The 17,812-nt window shown below is 62.3% G+C and carries 13 protein-coding genes and 1 pseudogene; all 14 read right to left on the bottom strand.

Annotated elements, in window-relative coordinates:
- Positions 1-661: pseudogene (locus PA598K_RS35895) on the bottom strand (hypothetical protein); the annotation flags it as partial.
- A 31-nt stretch (positions 662-692) separates the two neighbouring features.
- Positions 693-3,827 carry a baseplate J/gp47 family protein gene (locus PA598K_RS02520; protein WP_128655341.1) on the bottom strand — a complete coding sequence of 1,045 codons (3,135 nt, stop codon included), beginning with the start codon at positions 3,825-3,827 and terminating at the stop codon, positions 693-695.
- An 18-nt stretch (positions 3,828-3,845) separates the two neighbouring features.
- Complete coding sequence (locus PA598K_RS02515) at positions 3,846-4,247, bottom strand: GPW/gp25 family protein (protein WP_128655340.1); 402 nt, start codon at positions 4,245-4,247, stop codon at positions 3,846-3,848.
- A 36-nt stretch (positions 4,248-4,283) separates the two neighbouring features.
- Entirely contained in the window at positions 4,284-4,994 is a 711-nt protein-coding gene (locus PA598K_RS02510; RefSeq protein WP_128655339.1) for a phage baseplate assembly protein V, read from the bottom strand.
- Positions 4,995-4,996: 2 nt separating this feature from the next.
- Complete coding sequence (locus PA598K_RS02505; protein WP_128655338.1) at positions 4,997-6,097, bottom strand: phage late control D family protein; 1,101 nt, start codon at positions 6,095-6,097, stop codon at positions 4,997-4,999.
- Positions 6,098-6,110: 13 nt separating this feature from the next.
- Complete coding sequence (locus tag PA598K_RS02500; protein ID WP_128655337.1) at positions 6,111-6,740, bottom strand: CIS tube protein; 630 nt, start codon at positions 6,738-6,740, stop codon at positions 6,111-6,113.
- A gap of 87 nt (positions 6,741-6,827) precedes the next feature.
- On the bottom strand, positions 6,828-11,591 hold the full coding sequence (locus PA598K_RS02495; RefSeq protein WP_128655336.1) for a hypothetical protein: 4,764 nt from the start codon (positions 11,589-11,591) through the stop codon (positions 6,828-6,830).
- Positions 11,592-11,628: 37 nt separating this feature from the next.
- The gene (locus tag PA598K_RS02490; protein ID WP_128655335.1) at positions 11,629-12,072 is read right to left on the bottom strand and encodes a phage tail protein; all 444 of its coding nucleotides are present in this window, start codon (positions 12,070-12,072) and stop codon (positions 11,629-11,631) included.
- A 71-nt stretch (positions 12,073-12,143) separates the two neighbouring features.
- Positions 12,144-12,329, bottom strand: coding sequence for a DUF6760 family protein (locus PA598K_RS38850; protein WP_128655334.1), 186 nt, complete (start codon positions 12,327-12,329; stop codon positions 12,144-12,146).
- On the bottom strand, positions 12,326-12,703 hold the full coding sequence (locus PA598K_RS02480) for a phage tail assembly protein (RefSeq protein WP_128655333.1): 378 nt from the start codon (positions 12,701-12,703) through the stop codon (positions 12,326-12,328). Before PA598K_RS02480 ends, PA598K_RS38850 begins: the two co-directional genes overlap by 4 nt.
- 978 nt (positions 12,704-13,681) lie before the next feature.
- Positions 13,682-14,119 carry a phage tail protein gene (locus tag PA598K_RS02475; protein ID WP_128655332.1) on the bottom strand — a complete coding sequence of 146 codons (438 nt, stop codon included), beginning with the start codon at positions 14,117-14,119 and terminating at the stop codon, positions 13,682-13,684.
- A 77-nt stretch (positions 14,120-14,196) separates the two neighbouring features.
- Complete coding sequence (locus tag PA598K_RS02470) at positions 14,197-15,855, bottom strand: phage tail sheath family protein (RefSeq protein WP_260405232.1); 1,659 nt, start codon at positions 15,853-15,855, stop codon at positions 14,197-14,199.
- Positions 15,856-16,098: 243 nt separating this feature from the next.
- On the bottom strand, positions 16,099-16,668 hold the full coding sequence (locus PA598K_RS02465) for a DUF4255 domain-containing protein (protein ID WP_128655330.1): 570 nt from the start codon (positions 16,666-16,668) through the stop codon (positions 16,099-16,101).
- A 6-nt stretch (positions 16,669-16,674) separates the two neighbouring features.
- On the bottom strand, positions 16,675-17,812 hold a 1,138-nt coding region (locus tag PA598K_RS02460; protein WP_185601459.1), incomplete at its 5' end, for an ATP-binding protein.

The following is a 17,812-nucleotide window of genomic DNA, read 5'->3' as shown; positions in this document are numbered from 1 at the left end:
GCGGCTCCCAGCTGCCGCTGCCGTCCTCCTGCTCCAGCCAGAAGCTCCACACGGTTGTGCTCGACGGGACGAAGTCGCGATAGCGCGCCGGGATCCGTACCGCCGGCTCCTGATCAGTCAGCTCAAACCAGAGCGACAAGGGCGTCTGCTGCGGCAGCGGCTCGCCGAAGACGATCGACATGCTGGCCCCGAGCTCTCCCTGTTCGCCGAACGGATAGAAGGGCGCGCTGCCCAGCTCCAGATCGTCAGTGACCGCCAGCTCGCCCTCGGACGTATGTACATATACCTGCCTCAGCATATCCGGCAGCACCGTCACCGGACGGATCGTCTCGAAGGGCAGCTCCCCGACCTGCAGCAGGGTGCCGGTCGGCAGCAGGATCGGCGTCGCCGCATTGGCGAAGCTAAGCGAGGTCATCGCCGGCACGCGGTCGCGCGGCCGCTCGCCGAGCAGCTTCAGAAATTTGCGCTCATGGCCTGCCGTCAGACGATCCAGACTGTACTGCTGCATCTCGATATGCCAGGCCAGCATCTCCAGCAGCGTAATGCCCGGATCATGCGCATTCTCATCGGTCCACTCGGCCAGGATGCCGGGGATCAGATCGCGCGCTTCCCGGACCAACTCCTCGAAGCTGCGGTCGTCGAGATTCGGTAATGGCAGCATAGCTGCGCCTCCTTTCGGTATCCGTTACTGTCTATTGCTTTACTTCGACATTGATGCGATGCTCGCCGCCGACGACGACGCCGTGCAGGATCGACGACAGCCGGTCTGGGCTGATCTCCTCCGCGTCGCCATTCTCCAGCTTGATCGCCTCGATCAGCAGCTGCGGGATATGGATGACCGGTCCGATCGACTTGAGCAGCGCGTAGAACATCGACTGATGCACGATCTGCCCGATATTCCAGCCCTTGCCGTCGCCGTTGCCCCGGATCGGGTCGAGGAAGACCCGCAGCTTGGCCAGGATCGCCCGCTCGGTCGGCACGATCTCCTCCATGCTCCGCACCCACACCGTCGCCTTGACGCCGATCTGCAGCAGCGCCGGCTCCATCACCTGGACGCCGCCGGGGAAGGCCAGCGTCGACGCCGCCCGCTCCAGCAGGTAGCGCTCGATCGTCCGCTTCAGCTCCTGGAAGTGCGCGCCGTCGCCGATCCCCGACTTGGGCAGGACGACGATCGACACCGCGCCCGGCGCTCGCTCCATCCGGACATTGCGGCCGGGCAGACACTTCACCTTGGCGACATTGGGATGGGCCTCGCGCGCCAGCCACTCAAAGTCGCCCGCCGTCACCGCACGGTTGCGATGCGTGAACAGCTTCGGTCCGCGCACCGTCGCCTCCTCCAGCGTGCCGGCATCGCAGCCCCCGGCCGCCGGGAAGCGATTGACCGCCCGCTCGACGAAAGCGAGCGCGCTCTGCAGGGAGGTGATCGTCCCGGCCGGGACATTGCCGCGATGGCCGCCGCCGCTCGTGTACGTGACGCGCACCGCATCCTCGCTGGCGCGCCGGTTGCGCGGATGGCTGCGGCCGCCCCGGAGCATCCGCAGTCTGCCCGAGGCGCGGTCGATCATGAAGTGTCTGTCGCCATGCTCCGAGCGGAGGAACTGCGACACCTCCTCATACCGTACCCAAGCCTTCATCAGCTCCCCGGCCGAGTCGCGCACCGTCTCGACGGCCTCCGGCCGCACAGCTGTGAGACGGGCCAGCTCCTCCGGCGTCAGCGTATCCGTCTCATCCACCCACACCCCGATCCCCAGCACCGGCGTCTCTGACAGCTGATAATATTCGGTCAGCTCGTCATCGAGCGTATCGTAATGCTCGACGCGCGCCGGGAACTCGTCGGTCAGCTTCTTCTGCTGCACGACCATCGTCGTGTTGAGCGAGGCGTCGAGGATGCGGGGCAGTCTCCGTCCATCGGTCTCCCGCTCGTAGCGAGCATCAAGGTTGACGACGCGGATCCAGCAGCGCGCTCTGCCGAAGCGCGTCTCCATCGCAAAATCTCGCGGCCCGGCAAACTGGATATAGCCGCTGCGCGTCAGCCCGTTGGTGTCGTCGGCGACGACCAGCGGCGACCAGACCGGCGAGCCGCCGACGCTGCGCAAATACTGCCATTCCATAAACGGCACATCCTCGCTCGTCACATGCCGCTGCTTCAGCAACACGTAGAGCTGGATCGGACCGCGCTCGGGCGGCGCGTCAAAGCCAAGCCAGACGGCAGGATGCCGCCCCTCGAGCGCCACGAACGGACGGAAGACGTCGCTGCCGGTCTGCGCCTCGTTCGTCCGGTCGGCGACCTCGAGATTATTGACCGTCAGCAGCGTCTGCGGCGCATGAAGCGGCGTCTCGTACCCGTAACGGATGCGCAGGTCGGAGAGGACCGGAGTGTAATAGATTGCATTGGGAGAGTACGCGTTATGAATGTGGACGATCCTCGCCCGGATCCAGAAGTTCTCCTCGGCATTGACGACGATCGGCTCGAGATCGACGGGACAGCGGAACGTCACCGACCGCTCCTCCTCCCCTTCCCAGGGCTCGCTGAACAGATGACGCGCGCTATCCTCTACCGGCAGGATGATCCAGGCGTAGCCGTTCCAATACTCCCAGGCGACCGTCGTAATCGTCACCGGATCGGGCTCCTCGATCTTGTCGACCTCCTGCCGCTTCATGACCATCTTCCAGTTGATCTGCGGCGGCCGCTCGGGCATCAGCCGCGTCGGCGCGAACCCCAGCCGGAAGGACAGCGTCACGGCCGCCCCCCGCTTGGAGAATGGCTCTGTACCGGCGATGTAAAACAGCCCGAAGGGGGCGAAATACGTGCCGAACGGCTGACAGCCGTGGGCCGCATCGAGCTGCATGTCGTTGAAGTAAAGACGGCTCGGCACGATTCCCGCGCTATCGCTGGCGGCAGCAAAGTTGCTGCTGAGCAGCATCCCGTTGAACTGCATCCGTCCCAGTCCCGGATCGCCCTCGCGCTCATGAAGCGAGAGCGCCCGGCAACGAATCCAGCGGCCGTCCGCCTCGCCCATCGCGGATTCCAGCAGCCGGCCATGGTACAGCTTGATCAGTCGGATCGTCGCTTCGTGCCGGTGCACCCGGTCAAAGGCCGTCCAGCCTTGTTCGCCCAGATACTCCCAGACCACCTTGGCGGGATCGGCGAGCTTCGTCACCGACTCGACAACCGCGGCGGCGTGCTGCGTGTTCTGGAAGCGGATCTCGATATAAGCAGGGTGCTCCAGCCAGAACAGGAAGTCATGGCGAATGTACAAGACATGCTCCTGCTCATTGCGGCCTTCGCTGCCGAACAGCGCCGTCCCCTGGCCGGCAGACGACAGAGCGCCGAGCTCGCCCTCCCCGGCCAGCCGCACGATCCGGTCGCTGCGCGGACTAATGGCGAGCAGGTCGAGCAGCCGTGCCGTCGTCAGCAACAGCGTCTGCGCCGTCTCGAACACGACCGGCTCGGGGTCGCCGGGCAGTTGGGCCGCCAGCTGCGTCCCGCGCTCCACGACGACCGGGTCCACGGTGCCCTCGCTCAGGTAGAATGTAACCTGGGCCAGCGCCGGTCGAGCCGGGGCCAGCTCGACATGAAACTGATTGAGAAAGGCCAGGAAGCTCTTGAAGGGCACCTGATTGAGCCGCCGGATATTGCCCTCCAGCAGATGCGCGAACATGAGCGCAAGCGCCGTGCCGGGGTCCGGGTCCTCGGGACTGAACCGCCATTCGGGCGCATAGAAGGGCGCCATTTTTTTTAGTTGTTCAATGAGCTGCTGCTGCTCTCGCGTATCGATAACCGGGTAGGACTGCTCCAGCGTCCCTCCCATGCGTTGCTCCTTCATGCCATTCTCCCCGACTCGTTAGTTTGATCCCTCGAATAAATAGAACGGATAGACCTGGTTGTACAGATTGTTCGTATGCCGGACCTCGTACTGAACGTGGATCAGCAGCTTCTCCGGCGTCGCCGCGTCCCGCTCCACGCGCACCTCCACCTCATGCACGCGCGGCTCCCAGCGCTGGATCGCCTCGCGGATCTCGGCCTCGATCAGATGCAGCGTCGCATCGTCATTGCCCTCGAACAGGTAGCGCTCGATCCCGCAGCCGTAGTCTGGCCGCATGATCCGCTCGCCCTTGGGCGTCCAGATGATAATGCGGATTGCCTCGGCGATATCCTCCTCGTGCTGCACCTGCCGGATGCGGCCTGTCGCCGGATCGACCTCGATCGGGAATTTCCAGCCCTTCCCCAGAAATGCTTTGGACATTGTCCTTCCTCCTCGTCTATCGTCCGACCCAACACCCTAGTTGATCTTGACCATCGAGCCCTTGATGTTGACGAGACCGTCCGACTGCAGATCGAGCGAAGCGCCTCCCTTGAGCTTGAGCGCCGCCGTCGCCTCCAGCGTCACCTGGGTCGACTTGATCGTCACGGCCTTTTGGCTCTCGATCTTGACATCGCCCTGCTTGGTCAGCGTAATCTTGTTGGTCCCCGCCTTGATTTCCACCTGACTGCCGCCCTTGATCGTCACCGTGACCTGGCCGTCCTTGTCGTTCAGCTCGATCGTATTGGCCTTGTCGTTCAGCGTCAGATGCTGGCCCTTGTTCGTCTTGACCCGGATCTGTCCGGCATTGTCCGTATCGTCGAATTCGATCTGGTGCCCGGCGCGCGAGGTCATTTTGCGAATATTGTTTTTGTCGTCCATATCATGCGGCGGCTTGGCCTTGCTGTTCCAGAGACTGCCGATGACGATCGGCTGGCCGATGTCCCCCATCTGAAAGGCGATCAACACCTCGTCCCCCACCTCCGGTACAAAAAACATGCCCCGCTTGCCGCCGGCCATCATCGTCGTCACGCGAGCCCAGTCGAGCGCGTTGGCGTCGTCGATGACAGGGATTTTCACCTTGACCCTGCCCAGCTTCTCCGGGTCGTTGTTGTTCGTCACGACACCTACGTAGACGCCGTGCACGACGCCCATCAGCTGCTCGTTCATATTGGAGAAGGAGTCATACATCGCTACACCACATTTCCTTGGATGTTGAAGCGCGTCTTGTACCCCGAGCTGTCGATCGCGTGGGAGGCGCTCTGGATATAATACGTCTGGTTGAGCCGCTGGCCGAGTCCGTCCAGCTTGATGTAGCGGCCGGCGCGCAGCTCCGGCAGTCCGATGCACTCGGCATTGCCGCTCACCAGTTGCATCGCGCGCTCGTTCATGACCGCCTCGGCCTTCTGCTTGGCCTCCTGGGCATCCGTCACGTTCAGATACAAGGTTTCCTCGAAGCTGCCCATCGTCTTGAGCAGATCGGCGCCCGTCCGCGTGCCGGAGCCGACCTTGTTCACCGAAGACGAAGCGCCCTCGATCACCTTTTGCGTCTTCGGGTCCCAGCCGCGCACCTTCACTTCGGTGACCTGATCGGCGAGATTTTGCTCCAGATGGACGCGCGACAGATGCTTGCCCCAGGAGAGCGTCATGAGCGGCGTCTTCTGCTGGTTTTTTTTGCGGAAATACATCGTCTTGCCGACGACGAAAAACTCATAGTTCAGACCTCTCGCCAGGCCCAGCAAAAACTGGTAGTCGTTCACCGGCTTTTTGGGCAAGCTCGTCACGGTGTCCGTCGTCGCATCGATGACGAAGCTGGTCGCGCCATGCGTCTGGCCGATCTCCTTGGCGACGTCGGTAATTTTTTTGTTGGCCCATGTCTCGGCTTTGCTGCCGCGCATCATCTTGAACGACAGATCCATGCCGGTGACGCCGATCGTCGGGGCCTCGCCGCTGGAGAAGTCGATGTTGACCGCCGTCACATAGCCGAAGAAGATCGGCTCCAGCCGGTCCGTATAGCCGAGATGCACCTCCAGCGGCTTGCCCGGCACGAGCAGCTGATCGAGCCACTGGAAATCGCGGCTGACCGGATCGTACGCATTGGCGACGACGAAGCTGACCGTATCGGCGGCAGGGGACGTTGTCGTCTCCACCTGCACCTCGGTAATCGCCATCCCCTCGCGCACGGCGTCCTTGTTGTTGATGAACAGCTTAAAGCCGGGCGCGATGAAGTTGCGGTATTTAGTTTCGAGCGCGTCAAAGGTAAACTTGTCGCTGTTCAGCTTGATGTTGCTCATCGCATTCCTCTTCCTATCCGTACAAACGAGGGATTTTGATCACGCTGCCCGGCTCCAGCCGCTTCGGGTCGCCGATGCTGTTGGCACGGGCGATCTCTCGCCACAGTCCCGGGTCCTCGTACTCCTCGGCCGCGATCTGCCACAGCTGCTCGCCCTGCCTGATCGTGCGCTGCTTGGTGCGGTCGGCAGATTGGCGGGGGATCTGCTTGAACTGATCCTGGATGCTCTGCACCGCCTTGAAGCTGACGTTGAGCGTCGCCCGCACCGGGATGCCGGAGTCGAGGAACATCGTGAAGTTTTGCGACACCTTCTCCGCCACGCCGCGGAACTGCAGCGAGCCCCAGATGAACTTGCAGAGCGGCGGAGCGTGCAGGTCCTTGTCGACATCGAGCAGTCCGGTAATTTTCGCCGTATGCGTGCGCACGTCCTTGCCTGCCTCGTATGTATCGAAAAACAGATCCATCGACAGCGTCGTCGCTTCGCCGCTGACGAACTGGGCGATCGGCTGGGACAAGCCGGGGATCGTCTGCCACGAGTAGCTATTGGACGATTCCAGATGGTATTCGCTCGGGTTAAACAGCACCTCGACCCGCTCGGAGCTCGAGCCCCGCTCGATCATGATTAGTGCCTTCTTCAGCGCCATAATAACTTCCCTCCCCTGTTTGTAGAGTTAGTCCGATCGTCGGCCACCCGGTGGCCTTCGCTGACCCTCCGTACTGCGCGCGATACGCTACAACCCTCGGCGCTGCTGCTCGAAGCGCATGCGGCGGGTGATCTCCCGATACATCTGGTCGGTGACGGCGCGCACGTCCAGCGCAGCCGCGCTCGGCTGGGTTCGCAGCTCCTTCAGCTCGCTCTCGAGTCGCGTCAGCGACTTGTGAATCGCGCGCTCCTGTGCCTGCTGCGCACCGGCGCCGACGCGACTGCGCATCGCCAGCTCCATCGGCACTGGCCGGGGCGCGGGGCGAGGCTGACGAGCGATCGAGCCAGCGTCGATAGCCGAGCCGGGTCGTTCAGACGGCGCAGTCTTATGCTGCAACGACGGCGACTGTGCAGCGCGTGTCATCGGCCGTCCGGCCGTAAGCCGGGGCGGGCCGCTCGCTCGCCCGGATGGGGGCGGCGGGCCGACATGGAGCGGCGCGAGTTGTACGTCGTTGACTGCCTCGGGCTCTATCCCGGCTGCTGCCTGTGTCATAGCTGCTGCTGTCAGCGACGTCAGGCGAGCCGATGAGAGCAGACGCGGTGTCAGGGCGATCGTTCCGATCCGGAGACGTGCAGCTGTCGACGCTGCGACGGTGCTCCGACCCGACGGCTGTCCGGGACGTCGGTGAGCAGTCGTCAGTGTAGCTGCCGCTCGGCCGGACAGCAGCGCCGCCGGACGACGGCGCGCGCCTGTCAAGGCGGCGGCTGTCTGGCCGGGCGGCAGCAGGGAGCTGCGGCGCAGCAACTGCAAGGCAGCGCGCGGCGGTGTCTGAGGCTGTCGCAAGACCTCGGCTGTCGTTGGCGTCTGGACATGCGTCGACGATGACAGCGCAGAGGCATCCTCAAGGTCCGGGAGCGACACGGCGGAGGCTGACGCAGACGTAGCGGCGAGCGATGAGGCTGAGCGACGCCCTGCGAGATGGACGGTCACCGGCAAGACGGGACGCCGGGTCTGAGCTGGCACTCCAGGCTGTCCCGCAGCTCCGGGCGGCGTGGATACGGAGTTCGCGTCAGCTCGAGTAGATCGCGTTACAGCTATCGTACGCGGCGCCTGCCATCGTGCCAGACGCGCCGCCACAAGCGCGAGGGAGGCGGCCAGTCGACTTGCCCGGCGATCGCCTGTCACGCTCGCGCTGCGGGCAATCAAGGCTGCCGGAGCGCGAGTCGCAGTCGTCTCGGCGCGCGCGGTCGCGGACGTGGAGAGCGCCGCAGCGGACGTTGCTTTGCCAGCCTGCACAGCGCCAGATGCGCCAGCGGCGCGACCAGCGTCTGCCGAGAGGCTGCCGCTGTCCGGACCGCTCGTCGTATCCGCTCCGTCAGCCGTTGCGCGTCCCGTGCGTGCGACGACTCGGGAAGACGGACGCGCGCTGGCTCTACCCGCGCTTGCTCCCGCTCCGCCAGAGGCGAATGGTGCAGCACTACTCGCGCTACTCGCGCGGCTCGCGCTGGCGATGCGATCGAGCTTGTGGATGAGCCGTTCGGCCAGCGAGGCACGGAGCAACAGCGGAGCTCCTAGCCGGCTATCGCCCGGCGCTGACAGCTCGTCGAACGGCAATCGTCCGATCGACTCCACTGTCGTCATCAGCCGATATCGATCCGCATGCGGCAGACTAAGCAGCTCGCGCCCGGAGCGACTGTCCCCAGACATTGACAACCGGAGACGGTGCGACCCTGCTGTCTGCGGCCGGGCCTCCTGTTGCCCGACAACGGTCGCGATATGCGTCGACCCTATCGTCAGGCTGACAGTCGCTGCGCGGCGACCCGGGACTCGCGGTTGCGGATGGATGCTGCTCCCGGCCGACGCAACGGCACCCATCGATCTGACGTTAGCGGGACGAGCCCCGCCAGCCGATGCAGATGCGCTGTGCAGCGCAGATTCAGCAGGCAAGCGCTCCGCCAAGCTCTCGCCCGAGTTCGTCGTCGCAGCCGTGCCCGCCGACCTGCCGGTGCCTGTGGGAGTGCTGACCGAACGCCGGTGAGTGATGCGCAGCGCACCTCTGGCCGCGATGTAGACATGAGTCGCAGACTCGCCAAGCGATGCGCGGTTCGACGGCAGCGGACCTCTGTCCGTCTGCGAGCCAGCAGAGCGCGAGTTCTCGGTCCCCCCCTGCAGTCCGCCTGCTTGCAGACGCCGCAGCAGGACGTTGCGTCCCACCGCGTGCTTCGCATGCACGTGAGAGAGCGGGCCTCCGATCAGGCGCGGCCCCGAGGCATCGCCCGCAGCTGTGCGGATGCGCCAGTCCCGGATACGGGCGCTGCCACTGACGAGCATACCCTTCACGTTCGCCAGCTCGGTCGACAGCTGTGCTTGCGGCGCATTGCTTCTCGAACGTACCGACTGTTCGTCTTCGTTGGATGAGGCGTTCCGCGATGCGCTGTCGGTGGCTGGCAAGGCCTCAGCGGTCCTGCGTCTATCGGCAGCAGGTCTGGCAATCCCGTCGACGTTATTCTCTAACAGAGCGCCATCGCTGCCTGCGCCTGTTCCGCCCGGAGACGAATCACTATTGTACGAACCGCGAGTGCCTGTCCGCCGCGTGTCGTCCTCTGCATTCGATACACCAATTGAAGAAGTCGTGCTGCGCGGGCCAGTCGTGCCGGCCTGTTGCACACCACCAGCGCTCGTTAACCCGGATGATCGCGCATCATTGCGTGAGTTAACCCCACTCGACAGCCATATACCGCCAAGCGCACTTTGCCTACCCGAAGGGGTAGCGCTTTTGCCTGCCGTACCTTGCGAATGCGGCTCGCTGTGCTTGCTTGTCCGACCGGATGCTAAGTTGTTGTTCGATGGGTCTAACCGCTCTCCGGACTTTGCGCCGGAGGCGGACTGCTTGCCACGCGCGGTATAGATCAGCATCGCCAGTTGCCTCCTGGAGCCGTCCGACGCCCCGCGCTTGGAAGCCGCAATCGATGTACTCTTCTTAGCAGAGTCTAGGTCGGCTGCGAGCCGTGTACGCAAGGGAAGCGATGTGATGCGGATCGAGGCCGTCAACGGGCTGGCTTGAAGTCTGGAGCGGATACTATCAGCCAAGCCAGCCGAACGGGCATGGCTCGCCGGGAGACGACCCGCGACTCGTATATTGGCAGAAGCAATGGAGCGCTCCGTCAGTTGACTCGGTGCAGCCTCGCCAAGCTTGCCTAAGATGTCGCCAGCCCTGTGCTCGGAAGCGCTCGGTTCTTCACCCTGTCTGCCAGCCTGGGCCGCGTTGCTGACAGGCAGCGACGCCCGGCGCGCTTGCAGCGCATGCGAAGGAGCGCCATCGCCCCGGTCAAAACGACTGTCAGCGAGCCCTGCCTTGCGGCGCGGCCACGCAGATAGCCTCAGGTCGCGCCGATGTACCAGCGCCGACATGCGGCCGTATGGCTGCACGCCTGTGCGGCGGATAACCTCCGCGCCGGACGTAATCGTTCCCGGCGTCAGAAGACTCGGCTGTCTCGCGCCGTCGCCCTTTGATGCCGGATGAGCGCTACGGCCACTCTGGCCTACAGGACCGAATGCTATTGCCGATCGGCCCGAGCGATCCTCGCTGCCATCCGGTGCCAAACGACCGCTATGGCCATTCTGACCAGCGATGCCGGACTCGGTTGTCGGCCGCTTCCGCCGCTCCGCATCTTCAAGCTCCGACGCCGGACGAGCGCTGCGGCCGCTTTGACCTGCGGTGCCGGACTCGGTTGTCGACCGTTTCCGCTGCTCCGCATCTTCAAGCTCCGACGCCGCACGAGCGCTATGGCCGCTTTGACCTGCAATGGCGCTGGTCGATTGCGATCCCCGCCGTCTGACGTCAACGACGCTACGGGCGCTGCGAGGCAACGGCAGTCCATCCTCTCCAGCGGCATCGTCGCTCCTCGCCTGGCGATCTGACGCTGTGCGTCCAGGCAACAATCTGCCTCGGCGAACAAACTCTTCTCCTGTAGATAACCTGCCCGATGCAGAGCTGTCAGCTGCTTGTCCGCCGCGACCTGGGTTTCTTTGTCCAACGCTCGCCTGGGCCGAAGATGGCTGGCTGTAAGGGGCGTTCGCCCTGCCCGCGTCCGCCAGCCTCTTTTTCCACGTCTGCATACGAGCGATCTGCTCATCCTGTACACGGATGGTCCGCTCAACCAGATGGACCAGCCGCTCCGACGGACGCGAAGCACGATCCTGGCGTTGCCCTTCAGGAGGGCTTGTCAAAGACCCCGATGCCGTAACGGACCGAGCCGACGCAACCTCCGCTGCACTAGCCCGTCTGTCGGGACCCGCTAGACTTGCGTGTCGATCTGGAGCCGCTGCGGAAGTAGGGGCAGGCGCGGCCTTAGTCGGCGCGAGCCGGTCTTCGTTGCGGCGGCTAGCACGCTTTAACGGCTCCAGACGCGCCGTCGCTGCTGTCAGCTTACGCACCGTCCGCTTCAGCGATTCGAGCTCCAGCAGCGCTCGCTTCCCCGCCTGCGTCTCCAACTGAGTCGTAACGCGACCCGCAGTCGCCGGACGATCGGGCACTGCCTCAGCCTTTGCCTGGAGTGCGCGACGCTGCTCCCGATCGCCGGTCGCCCTCGGCACAGTAGTCGGCGCCTCGAGCTGGAACGTCTGCAGCAGCTTCAGATAGTAGCTTGCATAGTTGCGCTGGACTCGAATATGCAGATCTCGCCCCGAGCCCGCCGAGGCCCGGCGGCCGGATGGGGTCAGATAGATGAAGCCGGCCCGATGCACGGAGCGGCCCACCAACCAGCCATATTTACTCGTCAGACGGCTTGCGAACTGGCTGTCGACAAGCGAGATGCTCCCGAGCAACGCCGGCGGTTGCTGTTGCTTCATCCTCTTCTCCCCCTTTCTCTTCACGACGCTCGGCCGTCTACAATACCTTGAAGCCGTTGTGCGTCAGCTCGATCGACTCGATCGCCACCTCGCTGCTGGAGGCGTTGAAGTCCGGTCCCGACCATTTGGTCGGGTAGGCTTCATAGAAGTTCCAACGACGAAACTCCTGCTCCAGCTCATCATACAAGATAACCGAGCCGCTCTTGCGTACGATTTTGCCCTGCAGCACCTGACTGTACCAGCTCCACAGCTCGTTGGTGAGCGTCATCCCCCGGCGCAGCACTAGCGGCGTCAGACGGGTGCGCCCAGGCAGGCGATGCACATATTGATTGAGCCCGCCCTCGGCATGCTCGTACACCTCCGTCTCCACCGACAGGCCGCTCACCTCGGAGAAGCCCGCGACCAGCATGCCATCCAGCTCCACCATAAACCTGTACGCCCCGACGACATGCGAACGTTGTTGCGAATTACGACTAGCCATGCTGCTCCTCCGTCCCGCGATACCGGCGCTTTCTGCACGAAGCCCGAGCGTTGCCCGGATATTCCCTGCTTTTAGAAATCAAACACGTTTTTGCGCTCCGGCTCGTCGTTCATCTTGCGATTGATGCGCGAGATCTCCTCGCACCAGCGGCGGCGCTCCTTATGCTCCATATTCATGATCTCGTCATGCGGCCAATGGAAGTAATAAGCGATAAACCCGGTCTCCTCGTAAAGCCGATCCTCCGGATAGAGCTTCAGACTTCCCCCGCCGGTTGCAAAAAAGACACATCCACCTCATGCTCATGATCGCATTTGGGACAGATCGCCTTGACGGTCAATTGCTCGGTCTCGTTAATCTCACGATAGAAGTTTTGCAGGAAAGCCAGATCGGCCGTAAACAGCTTCTCGATCGTCTTAGTATCGACGGCGCGCAGATCGCCCAGCTTGGTGATGACTCGCGCCAGCAATATAATCGTCAGGTAGCCGGGATTTTGCTGCACGCGCGGATCGCGCATCGGCAAAATCTCGTCAGCCGCTGTAGCCAGACGCATCACGCCCCGGCGATGCAGGTTGCCATTTTCATCGACATACCCCCGGGGAAGCTCGAATTCATACTCGGTTCTGAAAGACATACTAAACTGCTCCTTTCAAGATGAAGCGTCCGTTGCCAGCCGTTGCTGACTGACTCGCTTTCGTCGTTGTTTGTATGGGTGGGTTGAATGTGACGCCCCGTTGTCCAACGAGCACATCTGAGACTGTCTATCTGTTAAAAACAAACCTGTGTTGCAAGCGCAAATCAGACATGCTGCATAGGCTGCAATTGCCCCGTCCCTGATTAACCAACCGTACCGTGCACAGCTCTTGAGCAGCGATGTGATTACCGCATGACGTCAGTCTAAGGGGCCGCTCATCAACGACCCGAGCTATGATGATTGGTATGTTTCATAGCTGTGAGCCTGGGGTAATAGCGTGTAATTGCATTAAATTCGGCCTATTTCTTGCACCTGCGACAAGGTCGACGACAGTCTCACACCTGCGCGTTAGCTTTGTCTTGATCCGTAATCACCACGTTTCCTTGTCAATCGTAGCGATCAACACTTGCTGCTGCAGCTTTATTTGCTGCTGTGCCTTAACTGCAAAAATACCTTTAAAAATCGATATTATCGGTTGAACCACACTAATAACTGCAATTGTGCAGTTAAATTGGCCGAGGATCCTACAATTGTCCGATGTTTGCTGAAATAACTGCGCTTTTGCAGTTACTTCAGCCAAAAACACCATTTAGAGCAAAAATAAATGTACTTTTGCAGTTAGCCATTCTCGCCCGCCCTCAAGTGTAGCATTGGGATGATTGGAGCAGGGCTGCTCTGACTAGTAACTTGTAAGTAGTGCTGGATAGCAGGCAGATGTCGCGACTTGCGGTCTTTGCAACCGACAGCCGCGACATTCCGCATGCGCGCTTAGCCACACTTGCGCAAGTCACCCGCTTACGCCCCATTCGCCGCCGCATCATTCGCACGGCGCTCCGCGCCACCAGCGGCGAGGACGCCGTGCGGTTGGCGCGCTTACGCCCCATTCGACGCAGCGTCATGCGCCCAGCTTGCTTATGGTTACTGGGTGCGCAGCATGCCTTCGTGGGCGAGCTCGAGCAGCTCGATTGCCACTTCAGAGGCTGTTGCGTTGAAGTCCGGTGCGGTGTACTTGGTTGGCCAGGCTTCGATGACCTGCCAGGTCGCGACGTCCTCGCCTTCCTCATTGATGCCGATGATGGTGACCGTCTTGCGCTCGATCGTACCCTCGACGATGCACTCCTGGATCCACTCGAACAGATCCATCGAGTCAGTAGCGCCCCATTTCAGCGAGATATTGCCATACTTCGCCAAACCCGGCAGCTTGCGCGGCGTGATGACGTCCGTGCCCTCCCGGTACTCGACCACATCGAGTGAGGCATCGAAGCCGGACACTTCGCTGAAGCCCGCCTGCTCGATACCCTCTACCTCGACCCGGAACCTAAACTTGCGATATGGATCATTGCGTTCGCCCGCCATATTGTTTCTTCCCTTCGCCTAATATATAGATGCCATGCCTTTAGACTTGCGTACAGCGATTCGTTTACGTGCCAGCGTTATTGCTCGTTGGTTTTCTGCGTGATGCGGAAGACGACGAACTCGGCAGGCTTGACCGGCGCGATGCCGATGACGCAGACGAGGCGACCGTTGTCGATATCGTCCTGGGTCATCGTGCTGCGGCTGATGTCGATGTAGAATGCCTCCGACGGAGACGAGCCCATCAGCGCGCCGCCGCGCCATACGCGAGTCAGGAAGGCGTCGATCGTGCGATGCACGCGAGCCCACAGCCGCTCGTCGTTGGGCTCGAAGACGACCCAGTTGGTGCCCGACTTAATCGATTCCTCGACGAAGATGAACAGTCGGCGGATGTTGATGTATTTCCAGAGCGCGTTGGAGGAAGTCGTGCGCGCGCCCCAGATGCGGATGCCTTGTCCGGAGAAGCTGCGGATCAGGTTGACGCCCTTCGGATTAAGCACGTCTTGCTCGCCCCGGTTGTACTGGACGTCCAGACCGCTGACGCCGCGGATCACTTCATTGGCAGGCGCCTTCTCGACCCCGCGCGTGCTGTCGCTGCGAGCGTATACGCCGGCGACCGAGCCGGACGGCGGTACGAAGATATTGCGCTTCTCGAGCGGATCGTACACTTGCAGCCACGGGTTGTACAGCGCCGCGTAGCTCGAGTCGAACAGCTCGCGATGCGTCAGCACATCCTGGATCTTAGTCTTCTCGCGCGGGATGTCGAGTACGGCGAAGCGGCTGCCCAGTCCCTCGCAATGCGCGACGAGCGCGAGCTGTACGGCTGGATCAGTAACGCCCGGCACCGTCATGATGCTGACCTGATCGTTGTCGACGAACGACTGAATGCCGGTCCGCTTGCCAGGGCCGTTGTCCTCGCCCATGTACGAGGAAGCGTCGATGCCGCTCAGGCTGCCATCGGCGCCGCCCGAGAGGACGATGCTGTACGGCGCGCCGTCTTTTTTGAACAGCTTGCTCAGCTTCGCCTTGTCGTCAGCCGTCACGGAGATCAGCTCGGACTTGGCGAGCTTGGTATCGACATAGCTGGCCGCGCCGGAGTTGAACGAGCAGTTCTCGAACGTCTCGGACTCGGAGCCGTACGACACATGCACAGTGAACTCTGCCGTGCTGAGCACCTTGACCGGGAGCAGACCATTGTCTACCGCATCCTCGGGGAGCGCCTCGTCGAGCTCGATGATGTTGTCGAACACCTGGACGACGCTTGCGGATACGACCGTCTCTCCCGTGATGAAGTTGATGGCATCGCCGGCATAAAAGCCTGCGCTGTTTTTGACCCGATATTTGTTGTCGCCGAGCACTTCGTACACCTGAGTCTTGGCCTTGCTGGCCGACTCGATGACGATCTTGATCTGATTGCCCCAGGCGCCCGCGTTGCGAGCCTCGATCGCAAACAACGGATCATCGCTTGCCGCGACGGCTGCATCGGCAGGCACGACACGCATGATGTAGGCGCTGGAACCCCCGTTCACAAAAAACTGCTCCACCGCATACGCGAGGTAGCGGTACGATCCGAACTGCTTGTCGGACAGGTAGGAGCCATACGTTTTACGGAACTCGTTCATGTTGGTAACCAACTGGGGCAGTCCTTCGGACGGTCCGCGCTCGGCTACGCCGAGAAAGCCGGCGACGCTGGTGCTGACGCCGGAGAGCGGTTGCCCGGCACTATCAAATTCCTCCACATAAACCCCTGGCGAAAAATATTCGGCCATTGTTGTCGCCCGACCCACAGAATACGCAAACTGGCCGCGTACCGTGAAATCGGTTCCTCCTTTCGTAACTTTAAAATATGCAAGATCGGGCCCGTAAAGGGGCAGTTCAAAACGTTCGTTTGGAATCAAGACGACCGTTCTGAACTTGCGCTTGAATCAAGCCGTCGATCAGTGCTACGTAATCAGCCTTGTTCCCCTCTGCGGGCGCGACGCTCACCTGGGCTTGGGCTTCAGGTTGAACTGACGCTCGCGGACGCGGGAGATCGGCTTGGTGCGGGTGGAATCCAGGTAGACCGGTCCGACCCTGCAGCCGAGCGACAGCTTGTACGGTCCATTCGGGAACAGACCCATCAGCGTGTCGAGCGGCAGCTCTTCCTTGACGATGCGGATGGTGGTGCCGCTGCCCCGGAGGGCGCCCATCAGATCGTCGTCTTGCAATATATTATGATCGTGCAGCAGTTGCATCGTCTTGCCGATGATCCGCTGCTCGTCGATCGCTCTGGTCAGCACATCCGAGCTGGAATGTGCGGTGATGAGATAATACAGATCCAGCGCCAGCGCAGGATAACGGAGCCGATCGCCCTGATCGACCATCTCGCTGCTGCGCGCGTCCATATTCTCCTTGATGTCGTACAGATACAGGCTCAGGCTCATATCGCCCTTATCCTGCGGGTGCGCCAGACCGATCCCGTCGGTATGCGGCACCAGGTCGGGCACGAGCCCTTCCCGCAGCATCCGGATCAGCGACAGGCCGGTATCCGCGATCAAGCTGTAGTCCGCCATGGCGGATCACCCCTTCCAATACTGCGCGTATGGACCGAACCGGTCCTTCATCAGCAGCTTGCCTGTCTTCTTGTACTCCTGGACGACGCTCTCGAGCAGCCGCTGCATCGTCAGCGGCTCCCCCGCCTCGGCGGCGAGGAAGGCCGCGGTCAGGACGATGTTCTTGATCGGCCCGCCCGTCAGCTCGAACGTCTCGCCGAGGAAGCCGTAGTCGATCTCCCCTGCTGGCATGGCGGCGGGGATCGCCGAGCGCCACAGGCGCTGGCGATGCTCGCTGTCCGGGAACGGGAAGCGGATGATGTACTGAATCCGCCGCATGAACGCGTCGTCGAGGTTTTGCGCAAAGTTGGTCGCCAGGATGGTCAGACCGTCGTATTCCTCCATCTTCTGGAGCAGGTAAGAGGTCTCCATGTTGGCGTACTTGTCATGCGCGTCCTTGACCTCGGAGCGCTTGCCGAACAAGGCATCCGCCTCGTCGAAGAACAGGATCGCGCCGCTCTGTCCGGCCTGCTCGAAAATCTCGCCGAGGTTTTTCTCGGTCTCGCCGATGTACTTGCTGACCACCCGCGAGAGGTCGATCCGGTACAGCTCGGCCCGCACCGCCTTGGCCATGACCGACGCCGACATCGTCTTGCCTGTCCCCGGCGGACCGGTGAACAGCATGCTGATGCCGCGCCCGTAGGGCAGGAGCCGGTCAAAACCCCACTCGCTGAGCACCGTATGCCGATGCACCAGCCGGTTGCAGGCTTGCCGCAGCAGTTGCAGCGCCTCTGTCGGCAGGATAAGGTCGTCCCAATCCAGCCGCGACTCCATCTTGACTGCCTTGTCGCTGAGCCGATGGCGCAGCAGACTGTAAGCGGCGGTCTGCAGCCACTCGCCCGCCGTACCGCCCTCGCCGCTCGCCTCCCTCCAGTCCGAGAGCTGCAGCGCATACGCCGCCGTCGCCTGAATCTGGCCTGGCGTGAAGCGGAACTTGCCGGCGAGCAGCGCGAGCTCGCGCTCGTCGGTCGGCAGGAGCGGTCCTGTCATCGACCGCCACAGCCCGACGCTCTCGAGCAGGTCCGGCAGCGCCAGCGGGATATCCAGCCAGACGATGCCGGGCGGCCGCTGCGGCGCCTTGATCGGCTCGTCGCTCATCCAGAAG

This window comes from Paenibacillus sp. 598K (assembly GCF_003851045.1).
Taxonomy (GTDB): Bacteria; Bacillota; Bacilli; order Paenibacillales; family Paenibacillaceae; genus Paenibacillus_D.
This window is presented reverse-complemented; position numbering and strand designations above follow the sequence as displayed.